At 45.7% G+C, this 18679-nt stretch carries 19 protein-coding genes and 1 pseudogene; 17 read left to right on the forward strand and 3 right to left on the reverse strand.

What is annotated here, in order from left to right:
- The first annotated feature begins 337 nt into the window (after positions 1-337).
- The 4 genes from rfbB to hpsJ-A all read left to right on the forward strand — a co-directional run bounded on the left by rfbB (position 338) and on the right by hpsJ-A (position 4338).
- The gene (gene rfbB / locus QUA58_RS20495) at positions 338-1444 is read left to right on the forward strand and encodes a dTDP-glucose 4,6-dehydratase (RefSeq protein WP_333395618.1); all 1107 of its coding nucleotides are present in this window, start codon (positions 338-340) and stop codon (positions 1442-1444) included.
- 534 nt (positions 1445-1978) lie between these two features.
- Positions 1979-2830: a cyanoexosortase A gene (gene crtA, locus QUA58_RS20500; RefSeq protein WP_333395620.1), complete on the forward strand. Its 852-nt coding sequence runs from the start codon at positions 1979-1981 to the stop codon at positions 2828-2830.
- Positions 2830-3498: a cyanoexosortase A system-associated protein gene (locus tag QUA58_RS20505; RefSeq protein WP_333254214.1), complete on the forward strand. Its 669-nt coding sequence runs from the start codon at positions 2830-2832 to the stop codon at positions 3496-3498. The genes crtA and QUA58_RS20505 overlap by 1 nt, the downstream gene beginning before the upstream one ends.
- Positions 3499-3660: 162 nt before the next feature.
- Positions 3661-4338, forward strand: a complete 678-nt coding sequence (hpsJ-A, locus tag QUA58_RS20510; RefSeq protein ID WP_333254212.1) for an HpsJ-like protein, cyanoexosortase A-associated — start codon at positions 3661-3663, stop codon at positions 4336-4338.
- A 521-nt stretch (positions 4339-4859) separates the two neighbouring features.
- Here hpsJ-A and QUA58_RS20515 read toward each other — a convergent pair.
- Positions 4860-5936 carry a TIGR03032 family protein gene (locus tag QUA58_RS20515; RefSeq protein ID WP_333395622.1) on the reverse strand — a complete coding sequence of 359 codons (1077 nt, stop codon included), beginning with the start codon at positions 5934-5936 and terminating at the stop codon, positions 4860-4862.
- 83 nt (positions 5937-6019) lie between these two features.
- Between QUA58_RS20515 and QUA58_RS20520 the strand changes: the two are divergent.
- The 5 genes and pseudogenes from QUA58_RS20520 (at position 6020) to QUA58_RS20540 (ending at position 10789) form a co-directional block, all read left to right on the forward strand.
- Positions 6020-6697 (forward strand): annotated as a pseudogene (locus QUA58_RS20520) (DUF4347 domain-containing protein).
- Positions 6604-7542: a VCBS repeat-containing protein gene (locus QUA58_RS20525; protein ID WP_333395647.1), complete on the forward strand. Its 939-nt coding sequence runs from the start codon at positions 6604-6606 to the stop codon at positions 7540-7542. Before QUA58_RS20520 ends, QUA58_RS20525 begins: the two are co-directional and overlap by 94 nt.
- A 23-nt stretch (positions 7543-7565) precedes the next feature.
- Complete coding sequence (locus QUA58_RS20530; RefSeq protein ID WP_333395624.1) at positions 7566-8543, forward strand: Calx-beta domain-containing protein; 978 nt, start codon at positions 7566-7568, stop codon at positions 8541-8543.
- Between the two features lie 447 nt (positions 8544-8990).
- Positions 8991-10043, forward strand: a complete 1053-nt coding sequence (locus tag QUA58_RS20535) for a choice-of-anchor D domain-containing protein (protein WP_333395648.1) — start codon at positions 8991-8993, stop codon at positions 10041-10043.
- Positions 9974-10789: a calcium-binding protein gene (locus tag QUA58_RS20540; RefSeq protein ID WP_333395626.1), complete on the forward strand. Its 816-nt coding sequence runs from the start codon at positions 9974-9976 to the stop codon at positions 10787-10789. Before QUA58_RS20535 ends, QUA58_RS20540 begins: the two co-directional genes overlap by 70 nt.
- Positions 10790-11164: 375 nt before the next feature.
- Here QUA58_RS20540 and QUA58_RS20545 read toward each other — a convergent pair whose 3' ends face one another.
- Positions 11165-11812, reverse strand: a complete 648-nt coding sequence (locus QUA58_RS20545) for a cofactor assembly of complex C subunit B (RefSeq protein ID WP_333254204.1) — start codon at positions 11810-11812, stop codon at positions 11165-11167.
- 372 nt (positions 11813-12184) lie between these two features.
- The gene (gene rpaB / locus QUA58_RS20550) at positions 12185-12916 is read right to left on the reverse strand and encodes a response regulator transcription factor RpaB (RefSeq protein WP_333254202.1); all 732 of its coding nucleotides are present in this window, start codon (positions 12914-12916) and stop codon (positions 12185-12187) included.
- Positions 12917-13080: 164 nt separating this feature from the next.
- Between rpaB and radA the strand changes: the two genes are divergently transcribed.
- From radA to QUA58_RS20590, 8 genes are all read left to right on the forward strand, one after another.
- On the forward strand, positions 13081-14637 hold the full coding sequence (gene radA / locus QUA58_RS20555) for a DNA repair protein RadA (protein WP_333395628.1): 1557 nt from the start codon (positions 13081-13083) through the stop codon (positions 14635-14637).
- A gap of 45 nt (positions 14638-14682) precedes the next feature.
- Positions 14683-14913, forward strand: a complete 231-nt coding sequence (locus tag QUA58_RS20560; RefSeq protein WP_333028992.1) for a type II toxin-antitoxin system prevent-host-death family antitoxin — start codon at positions 14683-14685, stop codon at positions 14911-14913.
- Complete coding sequence (locus QUA58_RS20565) at positions 14910-15296, forward strand: type II toxin-antitoxin system VapC family toxin (RefSeq protein WP_333395629.1); 387 nt, start codon at positions 14910-14912, stop codon at positions 15294-15296. The genes QUA58_RS20560 and QUA58_RS20565 overlap by 4 nt, the downstream gene beginning before the upstream one ends.
- A 28-nt stretch (positions 15297-15324) precedes the next feature.
- A complete protein-coding gene (locus tag QUA58_RS20570) occupies positions 15325-15528 on the forward strand; it encodes a hypothetical protein (RefSeq protein WP_333254195.1) in 204 nt (67 codons plus the stop codon).
- 53 nt (positions 15529-15581) lie between these two features.
- On the forward strand, positions 15582-15965 hold the full coding sequence (locus QUA58_RS20575) for a hypothetical protein (RefSeq protein ID WP_333254193.1): 384 nt from the start codon (positions 15582-15584) through the stop codon (positions 15963-15965).
- On the forward strand, positions 15965-16489 hold the full coding sequence (locus QUA58_RS20580; RefSeq protein WP_333254192.1) for a hypothetical protein: 525 nt from the start codon (positions 15965-15967) through the stop codon (positions 16487-16489). The genes QUA58_RS20575 and QUA58_RS20580 overlap by 1 nt, the downstream gene beginning before the upstream one ends.
- A 90-nt stretch (positions 16490-16579) precedes the next feature.
- Positions 16580-17434 (forward strand): TIGR02587 family membrane protein, encoded by an 855-nt coding sequence (locus QUA58_RS20585; RefSeq protein WP_333254190.1) that lies wholly within the window; start codon positions 16580-16582, stop codon positions 17432-17434.
- A complete protein-coding gene (locus QUA58_RS20590) occupies positions 17431-17835 on the forward strand; it encodes a TIGR02588 family protein (protein WP_333254188.1) in 405 nt (134 codons plus the stop codon). The genes QUA58_RS20585 and QUA58_RS20590 overlap by 4 nt, the downstream gene beginning before the upstream one ends.
- Positions 17836-18679: the final 844 nt, after the last annotated feature.

Below are 18679 nucleotides of genomic sequence, written 5' to 3' on the forward strand. Positions count from 1 at the left end.
GGATAATTAAAAAATTAATGGTAACAGCTCTTTACAAATGTATCAACTCTGCGCGCCGCCCATATCGAGGATCGATCGCAAAAGTCAGCTATAGCCTCACGCAATTCAAATTTAAATTTCCCAGCTTAAAAACCTGCAATGCTTGCTCTGCAAGCGTTTTGGCTAAAAAACTGGTAGAACTTCAAGTTTTGTGAACCAATACTTTGATCGCGCCCAAATTAGAAAATCTGAGGTGAGACAGTAAAAAATTTAGTTACATGGCAGCAAACACTTGGTAACAAACTACTTTTAAGGCTACTTTTGTAAAGGCTTAGTTATTGGAATAACTCTTATTTTTATGACAGACAACGCGACTCAAGGCATTGAGCGAGATCCTCGCCGATTGTTGGTGACGGGCGGGGCTGGATTTATCGGCTCGAATTTTGTGCATCAGTGGTGCAACAGCTATCCGGGCGATAGAGTAGTCGTACTCGACGCTTTAACCTACGCCGGCAACAGACAAACCCTGGCAACTTTGGAAGGAGGCGAAAATTTTCGGTTTGTGCAGGGGGATATTTGCGATCGTACCCTAGTCGATACCTTGCTCAAAGAAGAAAACATCACCACAGTCGCCCACTTTGCCGCAGAATCCCACGTTGACAGGTCAATTATCGGGCCTGCCGCCTTTGTTCAAACAAACGTTGTCGGAACCTTCACACTTTTAGAAGCCTTCCGCAAGCATTTTGAAGCAATTGATGAGCCCTCTCTCAAAGCACAAATGCGCTTCCTCCACGTTTCTACCGACGAAGTTTACGGCAGTCTCGGCCCCGATGACCCAGCCTTCACAGAAACAACAGCCTACTCCCCCAACAGTCCCTACTCAGCCTCCAAAGCTGGCAGCGATCACCTCGCCCGCGCCTATTTCCACACCTACGGCGTCCCGACAATTATCACCAACTGTTCCAACAATTACGGCCCCTATCACTTCCCAGAAAAGCTCATTCCATTAATGTGCATCAATATGCTATTGGGCAAACCGCTGCCAGTTTACGGCGACGGTCAAAACGTGCGAGATTGGCTCTATGTTCTCGACCACTGCCGCGCTTTAGATGCCGTTATTAACCGCGGCCAACCAGGGGAAACCTACAATGTTGGCGGCAACAACGAGGTAAAAAATCTCGATTTAGTAAAAATGCTGTGCCAGCTAATGGACGAATTAGCTTCTGATTTGCCCGCGCGTCCTTGCGAACAATTGATTACATTTGTCAAAGACAGAGCCGGGCACGATCGGCGTTATGCTATTGATGCCAGCAAAATTAAAACTGAGTTAGGTTGGACTCCCTCAGTAACAGTTGAAGAAGGTTTGCGGCAGACTGTAGAATGGTACTTAGCCCATCGGGAGTGGTGGGAACCCCTGCTTTCGGAGGAATATCAAACCTACTACCGGAAAGTCTACTCTAATTAATCTACTCTTGGACGCACGGGCTACCAAAAACCAGAACCAGTAAAAAACTGGTTTTCCAGCTCAAGAGTGCGTCCAGAAAGGTTTCTGTCTTGCCTTCAAGCTTTACCAGAAAAAATTGGTTTAAAGCCTCTCCCTTAAAGGCGAGAAATTAAAAGAAGACGATTCATTACTTCAATCCTCTTCCTTCTAGGTAGAGGTCGCACTCATCTGTCAACTGTCAACTGTCAACTGTCAACTGTCAACTGTCAACTGAAATTTAAACTCCCGACGCCGAAACCGGGTTAGAGAAAGGAAAATTTTTAGTTGAGTGCGATCGATCAGAGTTAAAAAACCTGTTTTCTTTAATCTTTGCGCCTAACTTCAGATTTAATTAGGTGGAGGTAAGTATCACACACCTTCGCCATTGTCAATTATTGTGAAGATTTAGTTAAAAATCATCCGAAACGCATAAATTAAAGTGTTTGTAGCTGATAATTTTAATAGAGTTACAAGATTAAGCATTTTAGAAGCTTTTAGGAAAAACAAAAAGCAGCAATGACTGAAATAAACTGGCTCAAGCACGTCCAAGAACCTAAATACTGGCTGTTAGGCATCGCCTCCGGTTTGATTGCCCTGCACCTAACTCTAACTTCCAGAACAAACGACACTGACCTTTTCGGCACAATGTTAATGTTTTGGGGAGTCGTAGCATTTCTCATTTGGGAAAGACACGAATCCTTAACTTTTGAAAGCGGAGTTTTCGCCAGCTTCTTTGGGACATCGTTAATTGCTTTAATATTGCTCAAAAGTTCGTCGATATCTGGATACGACTTTTTTATCAGAGCAACGCCTTTTTTGTCTGGAATCAGTCTCGCATTGCTGGCTTCGGGAACAAAAGGACTGAAACAATATTGGCAGGAACTTCTAATTCTTGCCTATACAGCGATTCCTCCCGGATTGATCGGAGTATTCGTTGACGTAGCCAAACTAACAGCAAAATTTTCAGCCTTCATCCTGCACTATCTAGGATTTGAAGTTGTGCGAAAAGGGGTTTATATCATCCTAGAAAAAGGCAGCGTCGAAGTGAATCACGGCTGTTCTGGCGTGAATGCGATCCTACAATTATTAGGACTGGCCCTGGTTTTCTTGCTGATGTTTCCGACAACTAGGGGACAGAAAATTGTAGTTCCAATTGTAGCAATATTTATTGCATTTTTAGTGAACTCTGCGCGAGTTGCCCTGATGGCAGTGCTGGTAGCGCTATCTCAACAAGAAGCATTTAAATACTGGCACGAAGGCAATGGTTCGGTAGTCTTTTCGATGATTGCTGTATTCATTTTCGGGCTATTCTGCTGGTTTGCAATCTTGCAATCGGAACCGCCACATAATAAAAAACAAAATTGCTAATGGCTATTACCTCTTGGAAACCAATTAGAATTTCTCTTTTGGCTGTTACTTTGGCAGGAGTTTTATTAGTCGCCGGAAAGTTGACATTCTATCCATCAACAGGCAATAGTCTAGTAACCCAGTTTAATTTTCCCGAGTCGGTGCCTTTAGCAGAGTGGAAACTAATCAAGAGCGCGCCGCTGGAAATTACCGATACTTCACAAATCAAGGCTGCCAGAAAGTATCAATATCAAAAAAATAGCAAGGATCTAGAAATAGAAATGCGCTATTTGGTAAATACTATTGGGGGCGTGGAAGGTATGATGAAGGGACATACTATTCTCAAGTCGTCTCCTGGTAAACTAGCATTAGCCAGCACTCAAGGCGCGGGGTTTCACGGAATTTTGCAGCAGCAAAATCGACTGTATTTGAGTTCGTGTATCAATCCTCGCGGCGGTGCTACAGTCACTTCCGAACAGTTTAGATACAATCGAAATACTCGCGATTGGCAGCCGAACCGGATTCTGTTTTGGCTGTTGGGTAGGGGAAATATTCAAGACAGGCGCTGTTTGTGGACTCAGATGTCTGTGCCTTTGGATAAAACAACTCCAGAAGATGCCAAAAAAATTCTAGAGAATGCTTGGGTTTCTTGGTATGGATGGTGGCAGCCGCGATTTCCCGAACCTTAAGTGAAGTCAATAGGACTTACGCACGGGTGGTCAGAAACCGGGTTTTTTACGAAAATTATTTGCAGTAACCCGCAGATTAGGTAAAAAACCCGGTTTCTTTGCTCTTAGTGCGTAAGTCCCGATCGAGAGAGATTTTTTGTTAACAACAACAGTGAGGATTTTATGAATGACGCACAAGGCGAACAAGGTTTTTCTATTTACAGGCTGCGTTGGATTGGCTACGGTTTATTAATTCTGTCTTTATTAGATACGATCGCAGTTTTGATACCAGCAAATTTTGGCAATCGCGTCTGGGAATTGCAGACAATTGGCGCTGTAGTGGAACGGGTGCCAGTTCCGCTGCTGGCAATGGCGCTGATATTTTTTGGCGAAGGGTACGATCGCAGACGTTTGGAAGACCCTTTTTTGAAGGTTTTGTCTTGGGTGTGCCTGCTGCTAGGTCTGGTTTTTCTGTTGATGCTGCCTTTGGGAATTTTTGGCACTATCGAGGTCAACAAGCAAAATAACCAGCAAATTACTACTCAAGCAAACCAACAATTAGCTCAGTTGCAGCAAGTAGAAGAACGGCTCAACAAGGGTACTCCTGAAGATTTAAAGAACTTGGCGGGGGAACTTACCCGTTTGGGGGTACAAGCGGATACGCAAAACCCGCAGGAATTGAAAAGCCAAATTCTTTCGAGAATTACTCCGGCTAAGGAACGGTTGCAGACGCAAAGCGCAGCGGTTCAGTCAAGTCAGCGCTTGGGGTTATTTAAAAATGCTTTTAAGTGGCTGCTGGGCGCGCTAATTTCTAGTGTTTTGTTTTTTACGATCTGGCGCGGTACTGATTGGGCTCGTTAGTAAGTATTGGTATCAACAACCAGGCTAAAATCCTTTGTATCTGTCGTTTACCGCCGAGTCTAGATCCCCCTCGCATCCCCCGAAAGCAAGGGGGACTTTGAGAATATTCTTGTCCCCCCCTTGGGAAGCTACCGTGTACACACAAGTCGAATTGGAAATCAAAGGTCGTCAAAGTCATGGAAATTTATGTTTTTAATCCTTGATTTTCCGTTAACTGTTATCAATAAATTAAAACTATTGATAACTGACTTGCTGTTCTAAAAACCTTACCTAAATGCGGCTTGTGTCTGAGTAGACAAGGTTTTGAGGAGTTGTGTGTACACCGTAGCCTTGGGAAGGGGGGTTAGGGGGGATCTGTCTTAACCCAAGCGTATTGTATTATTTTAAGCAACTGGGTTTCTGCGTCTATAACTGTTGAAATTACGATCGCCCCAGCGCCATTTAATCACAGTATTTGGGAGATCGCACTTATGGTTGATCGCACTTATGGTCAATCGACCTTCTCTTTAGACTCTTATCTGTTAAACTTCCAAAGTGATTAATTGAGCAATTTCTTCGGTCTGAAAACCTAAAGCCATCGGTCTTTGCACTTCCGGGATTATTTGCACATCATAGAGTTCTGTAACTACTCCTTCAAATCGCACCCAGTGAACTATTGTTCCAGTGTTAATATCTATTACCATGATACCACAGCGCGGTTCGGCATCTTTTTTTATTAACAATTCATCTAATTCTAAGCCGCTAAATGTGTTGTCACCGCCTCTGGGTTTAGATAATCCAACTATTGCCCAGTTTTGCCAAAATGCTAAGCCTCGTAAATAGCCGGGACAAAATGCGATCGCATTAAATTTCCCTGTTTCTAAATCCACATAACCCAATTCTCCCCTACCAGAATTCAGCACCCACAATTTGTCTTGATACCAGCGGGGTGAGTGCGGCATTGACAATCCTGTGGCAATGATATCATTGGATTCTATATCTATAATTATGCCGCCGTTTTTTCGGCGATCGCGCCAGCCATCCACAACATCCGACTGACTTGATGCTGTCACATATTTAGCTTTCCCCTCCACCATTGCTAAACCGTTGAGGTGACAGCGATCTTCGTTGATATATTGTGAGATAAAGGGTGGTTTCCATAAAGGTTTACAACTGTGGCGATCGCTCAATGTGGCTATACAATTGAGTAATGTGCTGATAAAAATTACTTGTCCACTGCTATCTACAGCTACATCATGGATGTCGATATCGCCCGTGGTGTAAGCAATGCGAGGCACGTAAAGGCGATCGTAACCTTGATGCAGTTGTCCGGCGGCTAGCACGTTGTCTAATTGCCAGAGTTGATATTTAGAACTTAGGTAAATGCGTGACGGCGTGCAGTAAAGCCCCATTGCGCGATCGAATATGCGCCAAAAGGCTGATATTCTGTTAGTTTCTGGCGCAGCACCGATTAACATTAACCGGCTGGTTTGATAAGTGGTGCAAGCGAGGCTGATTTTTTGTTGGGTTAGCCAAGTTGGAAAATCGCGATCGCCAAAAATATCGTGTTCTTGGGCTGTGTTCAAAACTGATGGGTCATGGATTGAATCAGAAGTCATTTTAGATACAAAATGTAACGTGGAGCGGATGACATTAAAATTCCCAGCGTTTAAAATCGTAGCAACATTTAATGGAGGCGATTATGCCACAAACTATTAGTAGAGCGATCGCCTTCATCACCTCCGATATCCCAGACAGCCAAACCCTGATCGAAGGCATCCACCAAGGCATTGATGTCAGCATCCTCGACCCGAATCGCAACGCCGTAGCACAAATCGCCGAAACCCTCAAAGGTAAGCAATACTAAGCGATTCATATCATCTCACACGGTGCGATCGGTCATCTCCAGTTAGGGAATACAGCATTAAATCTTGAAACTCTCCCCCAATATACTCAGCAGATACAGCAGTGGCGAGAAAGCCTCACAGAAGACGCATCCATCCTGCTGTACGGGTGCAACGTCGCCGCCACAACCGATTTGACAACCGACAACCAAAAGCCAAACCACCCACCAACAACCCATCCGTTACATCCGGTACAGAATCCGTTGCCGAACTTCCTCACTCAACTCCACCAACTCACAGGCGCAAAAATCGCCGCCAACGCCCACCAGACAGGCAACTGGGCCAAAGGAGGCAACTGGGAAATCTCTCAACTCATCCCCCCATCCCCACACAACCCAAACTCCCCTTCACAGAAAACGCCCTCAAAACCTACAGTGGCATCCTGGGTTTCGCCCCCAAAGTTGACTTCACCACTGGGGGTGGCCCTAGATCAGTCAGCATCGGCGACTTCAACGGCGACGGGAAACCTGACTTAGCTGTGGCGAACTTGATTAGCAACAGTACCTCAATCCTCCTCAATACCACCACCAACGCCACCACCCCCACCTTCGCCACCAAAGTTGACTTCACCACTGGGAGTGGCCCCAGATCAGTCAGCATCGGCGACTTCAACGGCGACGGGAAACCTGACTTAGCTGTGGCGAACTTGATTAGCAACAGTACCTCAATCCTCCTCAATACCACCACCAACGCCACCACCCCCACCTTCGCCACCAAAGTTGACTTCACCACTGGGAGTGGCCCCAGATCAGTCAGCATCGGCGACTTCAACGGCGACGGGAAACCTGACTTAGCTGTGGCGAACTTTCGCGGCAACACCACCTCCATCCTCCTCAATACCACCGCCACCAATGCCACCACCCCCACCTTCGCCACCAATGTTGACTTAAACACTGGGAATAACCCCTATTCAGTCAGCATCGGAGACTTCAACGGCGACGGGAAACCAGACTTAGCTGTGGCGAACCTCTTCGGCAACACCACCTCCATCCTCCTCAACACCACGAATGCCACCACCCCCACCTTCGCCACCAAAGTAGACTTAAACACTGAGAATAACCCCTATTCAGTCAGCATCGGAGACTTCAACGGCGACGGAAAACCAGACTTAGCTGTGGCGAACTTTAACAGCAAAACCACCTCCATCCTCCTTAACAACACCCCCAAAATCAGCATCGCCGCCGGCACTACCCCCACAGAAACCGGCCCCACCACTGGCACATTTAACATCACCCTCGACACTCCCCCCCCGCAAGTGGTTTACTCATCAACTTCAATATCACTGGCAGTACCGCCGCCACCCCTGGCCACTACTCCCTAACTGCGGGTACGAATATCACGGCTGTGACTGCGAATACTTTCACCATTGCCGCTGGTGCAACTACCGCTGTCCTCAATGCCGTCCCCGTCAATGATACCCTCATCAACCCAGGGGAAACCGTCAGAGTCAATCTCACTGCCGATACTGGATTTAACTACACTCTAAATCCAGTTGCCGCGAATACGACTGGTACGCTGACAATCACCGACAACGACTTCCCCACATTCCCCGTCAACCTCTCAGTTTCTCCCAGCACAGGCACAGAAGCAGGAACTACAGCAATCACCGTTACAGCCACAGCATCTCAAGCAGTAGTCGGCAATCAAACATTGAATGTTGCACTATCAGGAACAGCAACTGCTGCTGATTTTACTGGTACAATTCCCACCAGCATTACCATTGCCGCAGGTCAAACCACAGGTTCATTTACTGTCAATATTAACGATGATGCACTAATCGAAGGTACAGAAACAGGGAATTTCACAATCTCCAATCCTTCGGCTGGTATTGTTTTAGGAACTACAACCACAGATTCCGTTGACATCACCGACAACGACTTCCCAACAGTCAACCTCTCAGTTTCCCCCACCACCGGCACAGAAGCAGGAACTACAGCAATCACCGTTACAGCCACAGCATCTCAAGCAGTAGTCGGCCCTCAAACAGTGGATGTTGCACTATCAGGAAGCGCAACTGCCGCTGACTTCATAAGCACAATTCCTGATATAATTACCATTCCCGCTGGTAAAACTACAGGTTCATTTACAGTCAATATCAAAGATGATACCTTAGTAGAAGGAACAGAAACAGGTACTTTTACAATCTCCAATCCTTGGACTGGTATTGTTTTAGGAACTACCACAACAGGTTCAGTCACAATTACCGACAACGACTTACCCACATTACCCAAAGTAAACCTCTCAGTTTCACCCAGCACAGCCACAGAAACCGGAAGTCCAACTATTACCAGAAAGAATTGGTTTAAAGCCTCTCCCTTATAGGGAGAAATTAAAAGAAGACTATTCATTACTCCAATCCTCTTCCTTCCAGGTAGAGGTCGCTATCTTGCGGTCAACTGTCAACTGTCAACTGTCAACTGTCAACTGAACGTTACAGCCACAGCATCCAGCGCAGTAGTCGGCGCTCAAACAGTCAATGTTGCACTATCAGGAACCGCAACTGCTGCCGACTTCACAGGGACAATTCCTGCTAGCATTACCATTCCGGCTGGTCAAACTACAGGTTCATTTACCGTCAATGTTAATGATGATGCACTGGTAGAACCTACTGAAACAGGTACTTTCACAATTTCTACTCCTTCTAGCGGTGTTACTTTAGGAAGTACTTTATCAGGTGACGTTGCAATTACCGATAACGATGTAACGCCTTTACCAGAAATTCAAGTATTAGATGGAACGACGGATATTGTTGATGGTACAACAAGTGCGATCGACTTTGGTAGCGTTACAGTCGGTACGACTCTCAACAAAACCTTTACCGTAAACAATCTCGGTACAGCAGCCTTAAATCTCAGCAACCTGACTTTACCCACAGGATTTAGCTTAGTTGGAAACTTACCCGCAAGTGTCGCAGCCGGGGCGAGTGCTAACTTGCAAGTTCAAGTAGATACAGCGACAGCAGGAAACCTATCAGGTACGTTGCAATTTGTCAATGATGACAGCGATGAAAATCCTTTTAATTTCCCGATTTCAGCATCATTTACAGCCGCGCCTGCACCAGAAATTCAAGTTTTAGACGGCACAACGGATATTGTTGATGGTACTGCAAGTGCGATCGACTTTGGTAGCGTTACAGTCGGTACGACTCTCAACAAAACCTTTACCGTAAACAATCTCGGTACAGCAGCCTTAAACCTCAGCAACCTGACTTTACCAACCGGATTTAGCTTAGTTGGAAACTTACCTGCAACTGTGGCGGGAGGCGCGAGTGCTAACCTGCAAGTTCAAGTAGATACGACAGCAGCAGGAAATAAAACAGGTACGTTGCAATTTGTCAATGATGACAGCGATGAAAATCCTTTTAATTTCCCGATTTCGGCATCAGTTACAGCAACTCCCACGCCAACGCCTGCACCCGTACCAACTCCAACGCCTGCACCCGTACCGACGCCAACGCCTGCACCCGTACCAACGCCTGCACCCGTACCAACGCCTGCACCCGTACCGACGCCAACGCCTGCACCCGTACCAACTCCCACGCCTGCACCGTACCAACTCCCACGCCTGCACCCGTACCAACTCCCACGCCTGCACCCGTACCAACTCCCACGCCTGCACCCGTACCAACTCCCACGCCTGCACCCGTACCAACTCCCACGCCTGATACCGACTGCATTTGCGACAAAATTGAATCTCCCAATTTCAACAAACCCAACCAGCAAATTGATAACATCATCAATGGTCGTCCCGGTTTGCTGTTTGGTACTTTCAAAAACGACGCATATTTTGGCAGCAACAACCTCAATATCTTCGATGCTTTAACTGGCAACGACAACATATTTGGCGGCAACTCAAATGATATCTTCAACGGCAATGAAGGTAATGACTTCATCGACGGCGGCAAAGGAAACGACATCATTTTGGGCGGCAAAGGAAACGACATCATTTTGGGTGGTTTTGGCGAAGATGCAATCTTCGGGAATCAAGGTAACGATTCAATTAACGGCAAAGAAGGTGATGACTTAATCTTTGGCAATGAAGGTAACGATTTTATCGACGGCGGCAAAGGAAACGATATTTTATCCGGCGGCGAAGGAAACGATTTAATTCTCGGCAATCAAGGCAATGATACTCTCTTCGGAGAACAGGGAGATGATACTTTGTGCGGCGGTGAAGGTAAGGATTTAGTTTACGGCGGTCAAGGTAACGATTTAATTGACGGAGGCAAGGGCAACGATTCGATTTATGGAGACTTAGGTAATGATACGCTTCTCGGTTGCGAAGGTGATGATATTTTGTTTGGAGGTTCGGGCAATAATAGTTTAGTTGGCGGTTTGGGAAATGACACTTTTGTGTTAAATAACCGTCAGGTATTTGACGTAATCGCTGATTTTGTCAAGGGTAAAGATTCGCTCGGATTGTCGGGAGGTTTTAGTTTTAATCAGTTAGAAATAACTCAGGATAATAACAGCGCGCTGATTAAGTTAAAGGGAAGTGGAGAATTAGTTGCTTCTTTAACTGGAGTCAATGCCAGCCTAATTGGTGTTAGCGATTTCCGAGTTGTTTGAGCATTAGTAGGGTGCGTCAGTTGGTAGCTGGTCGATTTTTGATAAAATCTTCCACTCACTCCGCACCCTAGGATTTACCAAAGCACAGGGGATTTAAGCCCCCACCTTTAGGTGGATTGTTTTTAGGCAGGGGCTTAAATCCCCTGCCTAAAAACTTCGCTGTCAACCCTTCGACAAGCTCAGGGCAAGCTGTCAACTGTCAACTGTTAAGCTCTTGACTCAAGAAACCGGGTTTTTCACCTAAATTTAGGGTTTTAAGAAAGTATTTTGGCTAAAAAACCCGGTTTCTGGCCGCCCCGCCGCAGGTGCGCCCGCCAACATCCTACCAGCTAAAATCTACAATCTAAAACTTGTTCTGAGCGAAGTCGAAGAATCTCAAATCTCAAATTGACCGATCGTATTTTCTAGTTTTTCGGCAATGCCTTCTACCCAGTTTTCGTCTTGTTTGGTGTAGCTGCGGGGCGCGTTAGCACCTAAGATTAAGACGCCTTGGCTGCCGATCGGCTGACAGATGACTCCTTGGGTATTTTCTGGCAAATAGTCAAATTCGATTTTGCCTGGATAAATATCGAGCTTTACTAAATAAATTGGTTTGTTTTTGTCGATCGCCCGCTGCAATATTGGCCCTGGTTTAACTTCGGGATTGATGCCTAAAATGCCGCGCCGCAATAAAACTTTTCCTCGATACACAATGACGATCGCCCTTGTCGCGGTATTTGTCAACAGCAAACGCGACGCCCAGGCTAATTCTAGCTTGACAGCATCGGGTAAATCCGGCGCAAACTCGAAGCCTTCAGAGCCGATTAGCTTTACCGAATCGGGCGATCGCGCTTGCACCTGCTGCCACAGCAAGCCTGTTAAAATCAGCAGGGCGCTGATAATTACTCCCAAAGCGTCCGATCGAGCTTGAGAGTCTGTAATCTGCTCTGTTAGCAAGCGGTTTACCATCAGCAGCGTACCTGCTAACCCTCCTGCAACTAAGGGCAATTGCCGCAAAACTTTATTTGGATCGGATTTTGTCATTGGTCATTGGGCAAACAGGGCATTGGGCAAACAGGGCATTGGCCAAACAGGGCATATCTAGTCCGGTGGATTGACTGCAATCAGTAAGGTTCATTCGTAGTGCGGACTTCAGTCCGTTCCTTTTTGCGGACTGAAGTCCGCACTACGAACCGATTTTGTGATGGTAATCGATCGGACTTGAGATCGTTAATTATTGAGGCATCACGCACTCCCTGACCAAGAAACCAGGTTTTTTATCGAGATTGAGGGTTTTAACCAAGTATTTTGGTTGAAAAACCCGGTTTCTGGACACCCGTGCTTAAGTTTTATAAATTGTTAGTTGGTAATTTAACAACTGTCAACTGTCAACTGCCAACTGTCAACTGCCAACTGTCAACCGACTTCCCCAATTTCGACAATTCGCTGGAATAGATAGCCGGTGCCGCGGGCGGTGAGAATTAATTCAGGATTGCTGGGGTCGTCTTCCAACTTGGCCCTAAGCCGGGAAATGTGAACGTCCACTACGCGGGTGTCTACGTGGCGTTCTGGCGTGTATCCCCAAACTTCCTGCAAAATTTCCGATCGCGAAAAAGGCTCTCCAGAACGGCTGACAAGCAGTTCTAACAAGCTGAATTCCATGCCTGTGAGTCGAATTCGTTCGTCGCCTTTGTAAACTTGGCGCTTGTTGGTGTCAATCCTAATATTGGTGACTTGGATAACTCCAGAGCTGGGAATCCCTGAAGATCCGTTTTTGTCAACCCGACGCAGTACCGAACGAATGCGGGCTTCGAGTTCTTTAGGAGAGAAAGGTTTGACGACGTAATCGTCAGCGCCTAATTCTAAACCGGTGATGCGATCGGCTACGTCTCCCAAAGCGGTTAACATGATGATGGGTACGTCTGACTCTTTACGCAACTCCTGACAAACGCCGTAACCGTCGAGCTTCGGCATCATCACGTCCAAAACCACTAAGTCGGGTTCGGTGTTGCGAAATGTTTCGAGAGCTTCCTCGCCGTCAGCAGCGGTGACGACATCGTAGCCAATCATGGAAAGGCGAGTCTCCAGAATGCGCCGGATACTGGCTTCGTCATCGACTACCAGAATTTTTTCTTTATGGTTTTCCAATTTACCGAGCACTCCTTAAGTTACATTTCAGATAATGTTAATTTTTTGTACCCTATCATAGAAGCCACAGGTTGAATCATGTGTGGGGATCGGTCTGAAAGCTTGATAATTGCTTTAACTCAGACTTTTCTAAATGTTAGGGTGACTATTTATCATCATAAACAATGGCTAAGCCTCGAATACAATATATTTGTCGGGAATGTGGCTATGATTCACCACAATATTTTGGCAGGTGTCCTAGCTGTCAGAAGTGGGATTCTTTTGACGAGCAGTTAGAGCAACCTACTGCTGGTGTGCCGCGGGCTGGTTTAACTGGGGTGACAACTAAGACAGTGGGCGGTTCGCCCCCTGATAAGTCGAAGGGTCAACCGAGAGTGTCTTTTAGATTATCGCAGATTGCTGACCAAACTCAGTCTCGCTGGCCTTCTGGTTACGGGGAGCTCGATCGAGTTTTGGGAGGCGGGATTGTTCCGGGCTCGCTGGTGTTGATTGGCGGGGAACCGGGAATCGGGAAATCGACGCTGCTGTTACAGGTGGCGAATATGTTGGCGCGCAAGGATCGGATACTGTATGTCAGTGCGGAGGAGTCCGGCCAGCAGGTGAAGTTGCGATCGCAGCGTTTGGGTGTCGCTAATCCGGTTGATTTGTCAAGCAACGGCGGACATAAATCCGGCAGCAACGGGGCAGCTAAAGCAGATTCCGAGGACAAGTCGGCGGAGAATTTCTACTTGCTTCCTGAGACGGATTTAGAAGTAATTTTGCGGGAGTTGGAATCGCTCAAACCGAATGTGGCGGTGATTGACAGCATCCAAACTATTTATTTTGCTAGTTTAACATCGGCTCCGGGTTCGGTGGCTCAGGTGCGGGAATGTACCTCGGCTTTGATGCAGGTGGCGAAGAGGGAAAATATTACTTTATTTCTTGTTGGTCACGTTACTAAGGATGGAGGTTTGGCTGGGCCGAGGGTGTTGGAACATTTGGTAGATACTGTACTTTATTTTGAGGGCGATCGCTTTGCTTCTCACCGGCTTTTGCGATCGATGAAAAACCGTTTTGGCGCGACTCACGAAATCGGTGTTTTTGAAATGGTAGCAGAGGGTTTGCGAGAAGTAGACAATCCGTCGGAGTTATTTTTAGGTAATAAAGATGAATTTTCTCCCGGTACTTCTACGACGGTTGCTTGCGAAGGAACTCGACCGATTTTAGTAGAAATTCAAGCGTTAGTTAGTCCTGCGAGTTTTGGTTCGCCGCGCCGATCTACTACTGGTGTTGATAATAGTAGATTGCAGCAAATTTTAGCTGTTTTGGAGAAAAGGGTGGGAATTCCTTTGTCTAAATTAGATACTATTGTAGCTTCGGTGGGCGGGTTGAAGGTGGAGGAACCGGCGGCGGATTTGGCAGTTGCGATCGCGGTTGTGGCCAGTTTTCGCGATCGGGTAATTGATGCGCGCACTGTTTTGCTGGGGGAAGTCGGTTTGGGAGGACAGGTGCGGCCGGTTTCTCAGTTGGAATTGCGGCTGAGGGAGGCGGCTAAGTTGGGGTTCAAAAGGGCGATCGTTCCGAAGAATCAACCGGTGCCAGATTTGGGGATGGAAATTATTCCGGTGGCGAGAGTAATCGATGCAATTATTGCCGCAATTCCGGCTACTCCGGCTCAGTTGCAGTCAGATGATATGGAGTTGCCGCCTGTGGATTTGGAGGAAGAGGATTTATCGAATTGAGTTATAGTGGTGATGTTGAAAAGTGACATTAAGGAGGCATAAATCATGTATCAAGTAGACATTGTTGAGGCAAAAGAAAAACTTCTTGAATTGATCGAAGCGGCGATGAGAGGTGAAGAAGTTGCCATTACTCAAGACAACCAGCCTGTTGTAAAATTGGTAGTAATTGCCAAACAAGCTAAACCCAATCGACAAGCAGGAAGTGCTAAAGGAATGGTTTGGATGTCCGATGATTTTGACGAACCGCTAGAAGAATTTAAGGAGTACATGGAATGAGGTTGTTGTTGGACACTCATGCCTTTATTTGGTATACGACAGACAGTTCGAGACTCACCACAACAGGGCGATCGCTAATTGACAACGGAGATAACGATATTCTCCTCAGTACAGCTAGCGTCTGGGAAATGGCGATTAAACATAGTATAGGCAGGCTAAATTTTAGTATGCCTTTTATGGAGTTTATTAAGCAGCAGATCGCACTTAATAGAATTGAGATACTGGAGATTAATCTCAACCACATTGAGGTTGTGGCTTCACTGCCTTTGCATCACCGCGATCCATTTGACAGGCTGATAATTGCCCAATCAATGGCAGAACAGATACCAGTTTTGAGCGTTGATGCTATTTTTGATGCTTATGCGATCGCGCGGCTGTGGTAAATTAAGCTATAAAAAGAAAGAGGCGAAGATGAAACAATTTAGAATAATCATTGAAAAACATCCCGACGGTTATGTAGCCTATCCCCTTGGCATCAAAGGTGCCGTAGTTGGTGAAGGTGACACCTATCAGGAAGCCTTAGCTGATGTCAAATCAGCTATTCGCTGCTATATCGAAGTATTTGGCAAAGAAACAATGGAAAACGAATCATTGGCTGCCGAGACTTTTTCCTGAAGACTGTAAGAGAGTTACGAGAGTTTTTATCTCAGCTTAAACCGGGAGTGTAGATGGGCGAGGGAATTATAAAACTCTATCACGGTACAGATATTGAGAGTGCATTGGATATTCTAAATAACGGGTTAAATGGCGATCGCTTGCTAGCTTTGCAAACTCAGCCTTTACAATTAGGTCAAGGTTGGTACGCTGGGTTAAATCCAGAAGTAGCCTGGTTCTTTGCTGCCCTATCACCTGGTTTAGAGGCGTTAGGCTGCACAGTTATTGAAATATCTTTGCCTGTGGTAGAATTAAACAATCTGTTGGATAGAGGAGAAGCTAAAATTGAGCCAATTGCCAATGTGATGTTTGCCACACAGCAAATCTGGTTTTCAATTAATGCCTTTAAATTTTTAAATGAAAAAGCTGACTTTCAACCTTACCAGGAAGCAGGATAATGAAAAAAAAATATACTTTTAACGATTTAACAATTCGTTCTACAAATCCCCCAACTACAAATAATAGCATTACGGCGCATACTCATACTGTGTTGTTCGGTCGTTCGCTTACAGTTGAAGAACAACAAGAATTTTTACAATTATTCAAAATTATTTGTGAAAATTTTGATTCATCAGAAGTTTTAGATGAGAAGCTTTTAGCTAATCTTCATGTGACATTCACTGCTCCCAACCAGGCACATTATACAGTAAATCAGCGCGTTTTTGTCGGCTCGTGGAAGGATGAACTATTTGCTAGATTAGCTGCATTTAGTCAGGAGGTGGCGATTATTGCTGAACATGATGGCAATCCGGTATTTAGCAAACTAGGAAAGTTCAAGCAACTGCAAGAGTGGGCGCACTCACAGATTTACAATACTGCCAAACCAGAAATTAGACCAGATATTGCAATTACAGTGTTGCAGTTAATTGATGAAGTTGAAAGGTTGCAAAACCAAGTTAAGCAAAACTCCGTCCTGAGTTAGAGAAAAAATACAAAAAATCTGGTATTCTATTTAATAATGTTTTAAAAAGAGTTAATTTTCCAATTTTTAGAGGCTAGTTTTCGCTGACACATGAAGAAATCAAAAAAACGAAAAAATCAGTGGTCAAATGAACTAAACGACATCATTCGAGGTGCATCGGGCGGCTTTTTGTTCGGGATTCCCCTGCTTTATACGATGGAGGTGTGGTGGATTGGTTCGTATACTAAATCAGCGGAAATGTCGATCGCCATTGCAACTACTTTTATCGTCGTTTTCTTGCTGACTCGCACTGAAGGTTTTCGCAAAACTAAGGACATCCGCTGGCTAGATGCTGCAATCGATACCGTAGAAGCGATCGCCATCGGCATTGTCTGCGCGGCTTTGATCCTGTTTTTGCTCAGGGAAATTACGCCGGAGACTCCACTGCAAGAAAGTCTGGGGAAAATCATCTTTGAAGGCCTGCCCTTTGCCTTGGGAGTTGCCCTGGCGAACGGTTTCTTGAGTGGCGATCGCTATCAAAGTTCAGACAGCGAAAACGAACCTGCCATTAATCCAACTGTAGCAGATATCGGCGCTACTTTAATCGGCGCGATGATAATTGCTTTCAATATCGCCCCAACTGACGAAATTCCCATGCTAGCGGCAGCGATTTCGCCGCCTTGGCAATTAGCAATTATCGCCGCTTCGCTGCTAATTTCATACGGTATTGTATTTGTAGCAGGCTTTACTTATCAAGCAAAACGGCAGCAACAGCAAGGAGTTTTTCAGCGTCCCCTCAGCGAAACTGTCATGGCGTATTTAGTGTCGCTGGCGGCTTCTGCATTTATGATGTTTTTCTTCCAAAAACTCAGTTTTGACGACCCGTGGTCGATTTGGTTGAGCTATACGTTAGTATTGGGATTGCCGGCGACAATTGGCGGCGCCGCAGGGAGGTTGGCGGTATGAGTGAAAGTAATAACGAACAGCAACAAAAAAGAGCTCCTGCGGAATGGGTGACATTTGCCATCGCCTGCTTGATCCTCTTTACCGTCACCGGGCTCGTACTCTACAACTGGGTGACTAAAAAGCAAGAACCTCCGGTTATTTCTGTCACTCGCAATGCACAAATTCGCGAAACTCAAGGGCAATTTTACGTACCGTTTACAGTAACTAACACGGGCGGCGAAACGGCAGAATCAGTGCAAATTATTGCCGAACTGCGCGTCAATGGTGAAATTGTAGAATCCGGCGATCAACAAATTGATTTTTTGTCAAGTGGCGAAACTCAAGAAGGAGCTTTTATTTTCAGCCGCGATCCGCGTCAAGGTGAGTTGATTGTGCGATCGAGCAGCTATAAACTACCTTAGTAGTGCTAAAGAAGTAATCATACATAGTAGTGATGTACAAAATAGCACATGGCACTGATGTGATTTTCTAGCGGTTAGGAAAAAGACCATATTTTTCCGGTAGTGCCCTAGAACTAATGATGCTATATTAGCAGTAGTTTTTGCTAATTTATCCCTGACAATCCCTCTTTGTCCTAACTGTTCTTCTTGCCTGACTGTCAAAAACGGCCGCATTCACAACGGTAAACAATGGTTGAAGTTGCTTAAGTGCGATCGGCAATTCATTGAACATCGGCATTCATAAGGTGATTGACTAGCAGACACGAGAACTAATTGATCGATTCTTGTTAGAACGTATTTCACTTGCCGGGATTGCTCGTGCGATCCAGATTTCTCAGCAATGGTTCCAACCCTACGTTAATGAGAAATATGCTGGGGTACCCCGAAGCGTGGATTGAAGCCGTAGGAGAAGCGAGTTATTTACCTGTCTCCTTTTTCTCTCGATTTAAATCCGATTAAAAGCAGAAGAGTCTAAGCTCAAAGAAGATATACGTTCGGTTGGTGCACGTAAGTAGTGACACTGAGAGTCAGCACTTGTGCACGGATTCGACTCGCTCGCTCTCAAAGCTCTCAAAATTTGGTTAACTCATTGTAGTTACTGTACCTCATAGGGTTTAAAACCGCTGTAAACGAAGGTGGGCGGGGTGGGTTTTAAAAGGGGCAAATCTCGGCTAGCAATGATTACGAGCTAAACCCGCCGCTACAGACCATTTATATTTTTTTGCGCCTATCTACTTAGCTGCGGGATGTGGTATCATCAAAAATATAAAACTTAAATAAAAAGGAGCATATGTTTTACAAAAGT

The organism is Microcoleus sp. N9_A1 (assembly GCF_036701795.1).
Taxonomy (GTDB): Bacteria; Cyanobacteriota; Cyanobacteriia; order Cyanobacteriales; family Microcoleaceae; genus Microcoleus.

What these genes read in the sequence shown, in the direction of transcription:
- rfbB (WP_333395618.1), top strand. Translation starts at nt 338, where the DNA reads ATGACAGACAACGCGACTCAAGGCATTGAGCGAGATCCTCGCCGATTG.
- crtA (WP_333395620.1), top strand. Translation starts at nt 1,979, where the DNA reads ATGACTGAAATAAACTGGCTCAAGCACGTCCAAGAACCTAAATACTGG.
- QUA58_RS20505 (WP_333254214.1), top strand. Translation starts at nt 2,830, where the DNA reads ATGGCTATTACCTCTTGGAAACCAATTAGAATTTCTCTTTTGGCTGTT.
- hpsJ-A (WP_333254212.1), top strand. Translation starts at nt 3,661, where the DNA reads ATGAATGACGCACAAGGCGAACAAGGTTTTTCTATTTACAGGCTGCGT.
- QUA58_RS20515 (WP_333395622.1), bottom strand. Translation starts at nt 5,936, where the DNA reads ATGACTTCTGATTCAATCCATGACCCATCAGTTTTGAACACAGCCCAA.
- QUA58_RS20545 (WP_333254204.1), bottom strand. Translation starts at nt 11,812, where the DNA reads ATGACAAAATCCGATCCAAATAAAGTTTTGCGGCAATTGCCCTTAGTT.
- radA (WP_333395628.1), top strand. Translation starts at nt 13,081, where the DNA reads ATGGCTAAGCCTCGAATACAATATATTTGTCGGGAATGTGGCTATGAT.
- QUA58_RS20560 (WP_333028992.1), top strand. Translation starts at nt 14,683, where the DNA reads ATGTATCAAGTAGACATTGTTGAGGCAAAAGAAAAACTTCTTGAATTG.
- QUA58_RS20565 (WP_333395629.1), top strand. Translation starts at nt 14,910, where the DNA reads ATGAGGTTGTTGTTGGACACTCATGCCTTTATTTGGTATACGACAGAC.
- QUA58_RS20570 (WP_333254195.1), top strand. Translation starts at nt 15,325, where the DNA reads ATGAAACAATTTAGAATAATCATTGAAAAACATCCCGACGGTTATGTA.
- QUA58_RS20575 (WP_333254193.1), top strand. Translation starts at nt 15,582, where the DNA reads ATGGGCGAGGGAATTATAAAACTCTATCACGGTACAGATATTGAGAGT.
- QUA58_RS20580 (WP_333254192.1), top strand. Translation starts at nt 15,965, where the DNA reads ATGAAAAAAAAATATACTTTTAACGATTTAACAATTCGTTCTACAAAT.
- QUA58_RS20585 (WP_333254190.1), top strand. Translation starts at nt 16,580, where the DNA reads ATGAAGAAATCAAAAAAACGAAAAAATCAGTGGTCAAATGAACTAAAC.
- QUA58_RS20590 (WP_333254188.1), top strand. Translation starts at nt 17,431, where the DNA reads ATGAGTGAAAGTAATAACGAACAGCAACAAAAAAGAGCTCCTGCGGAA.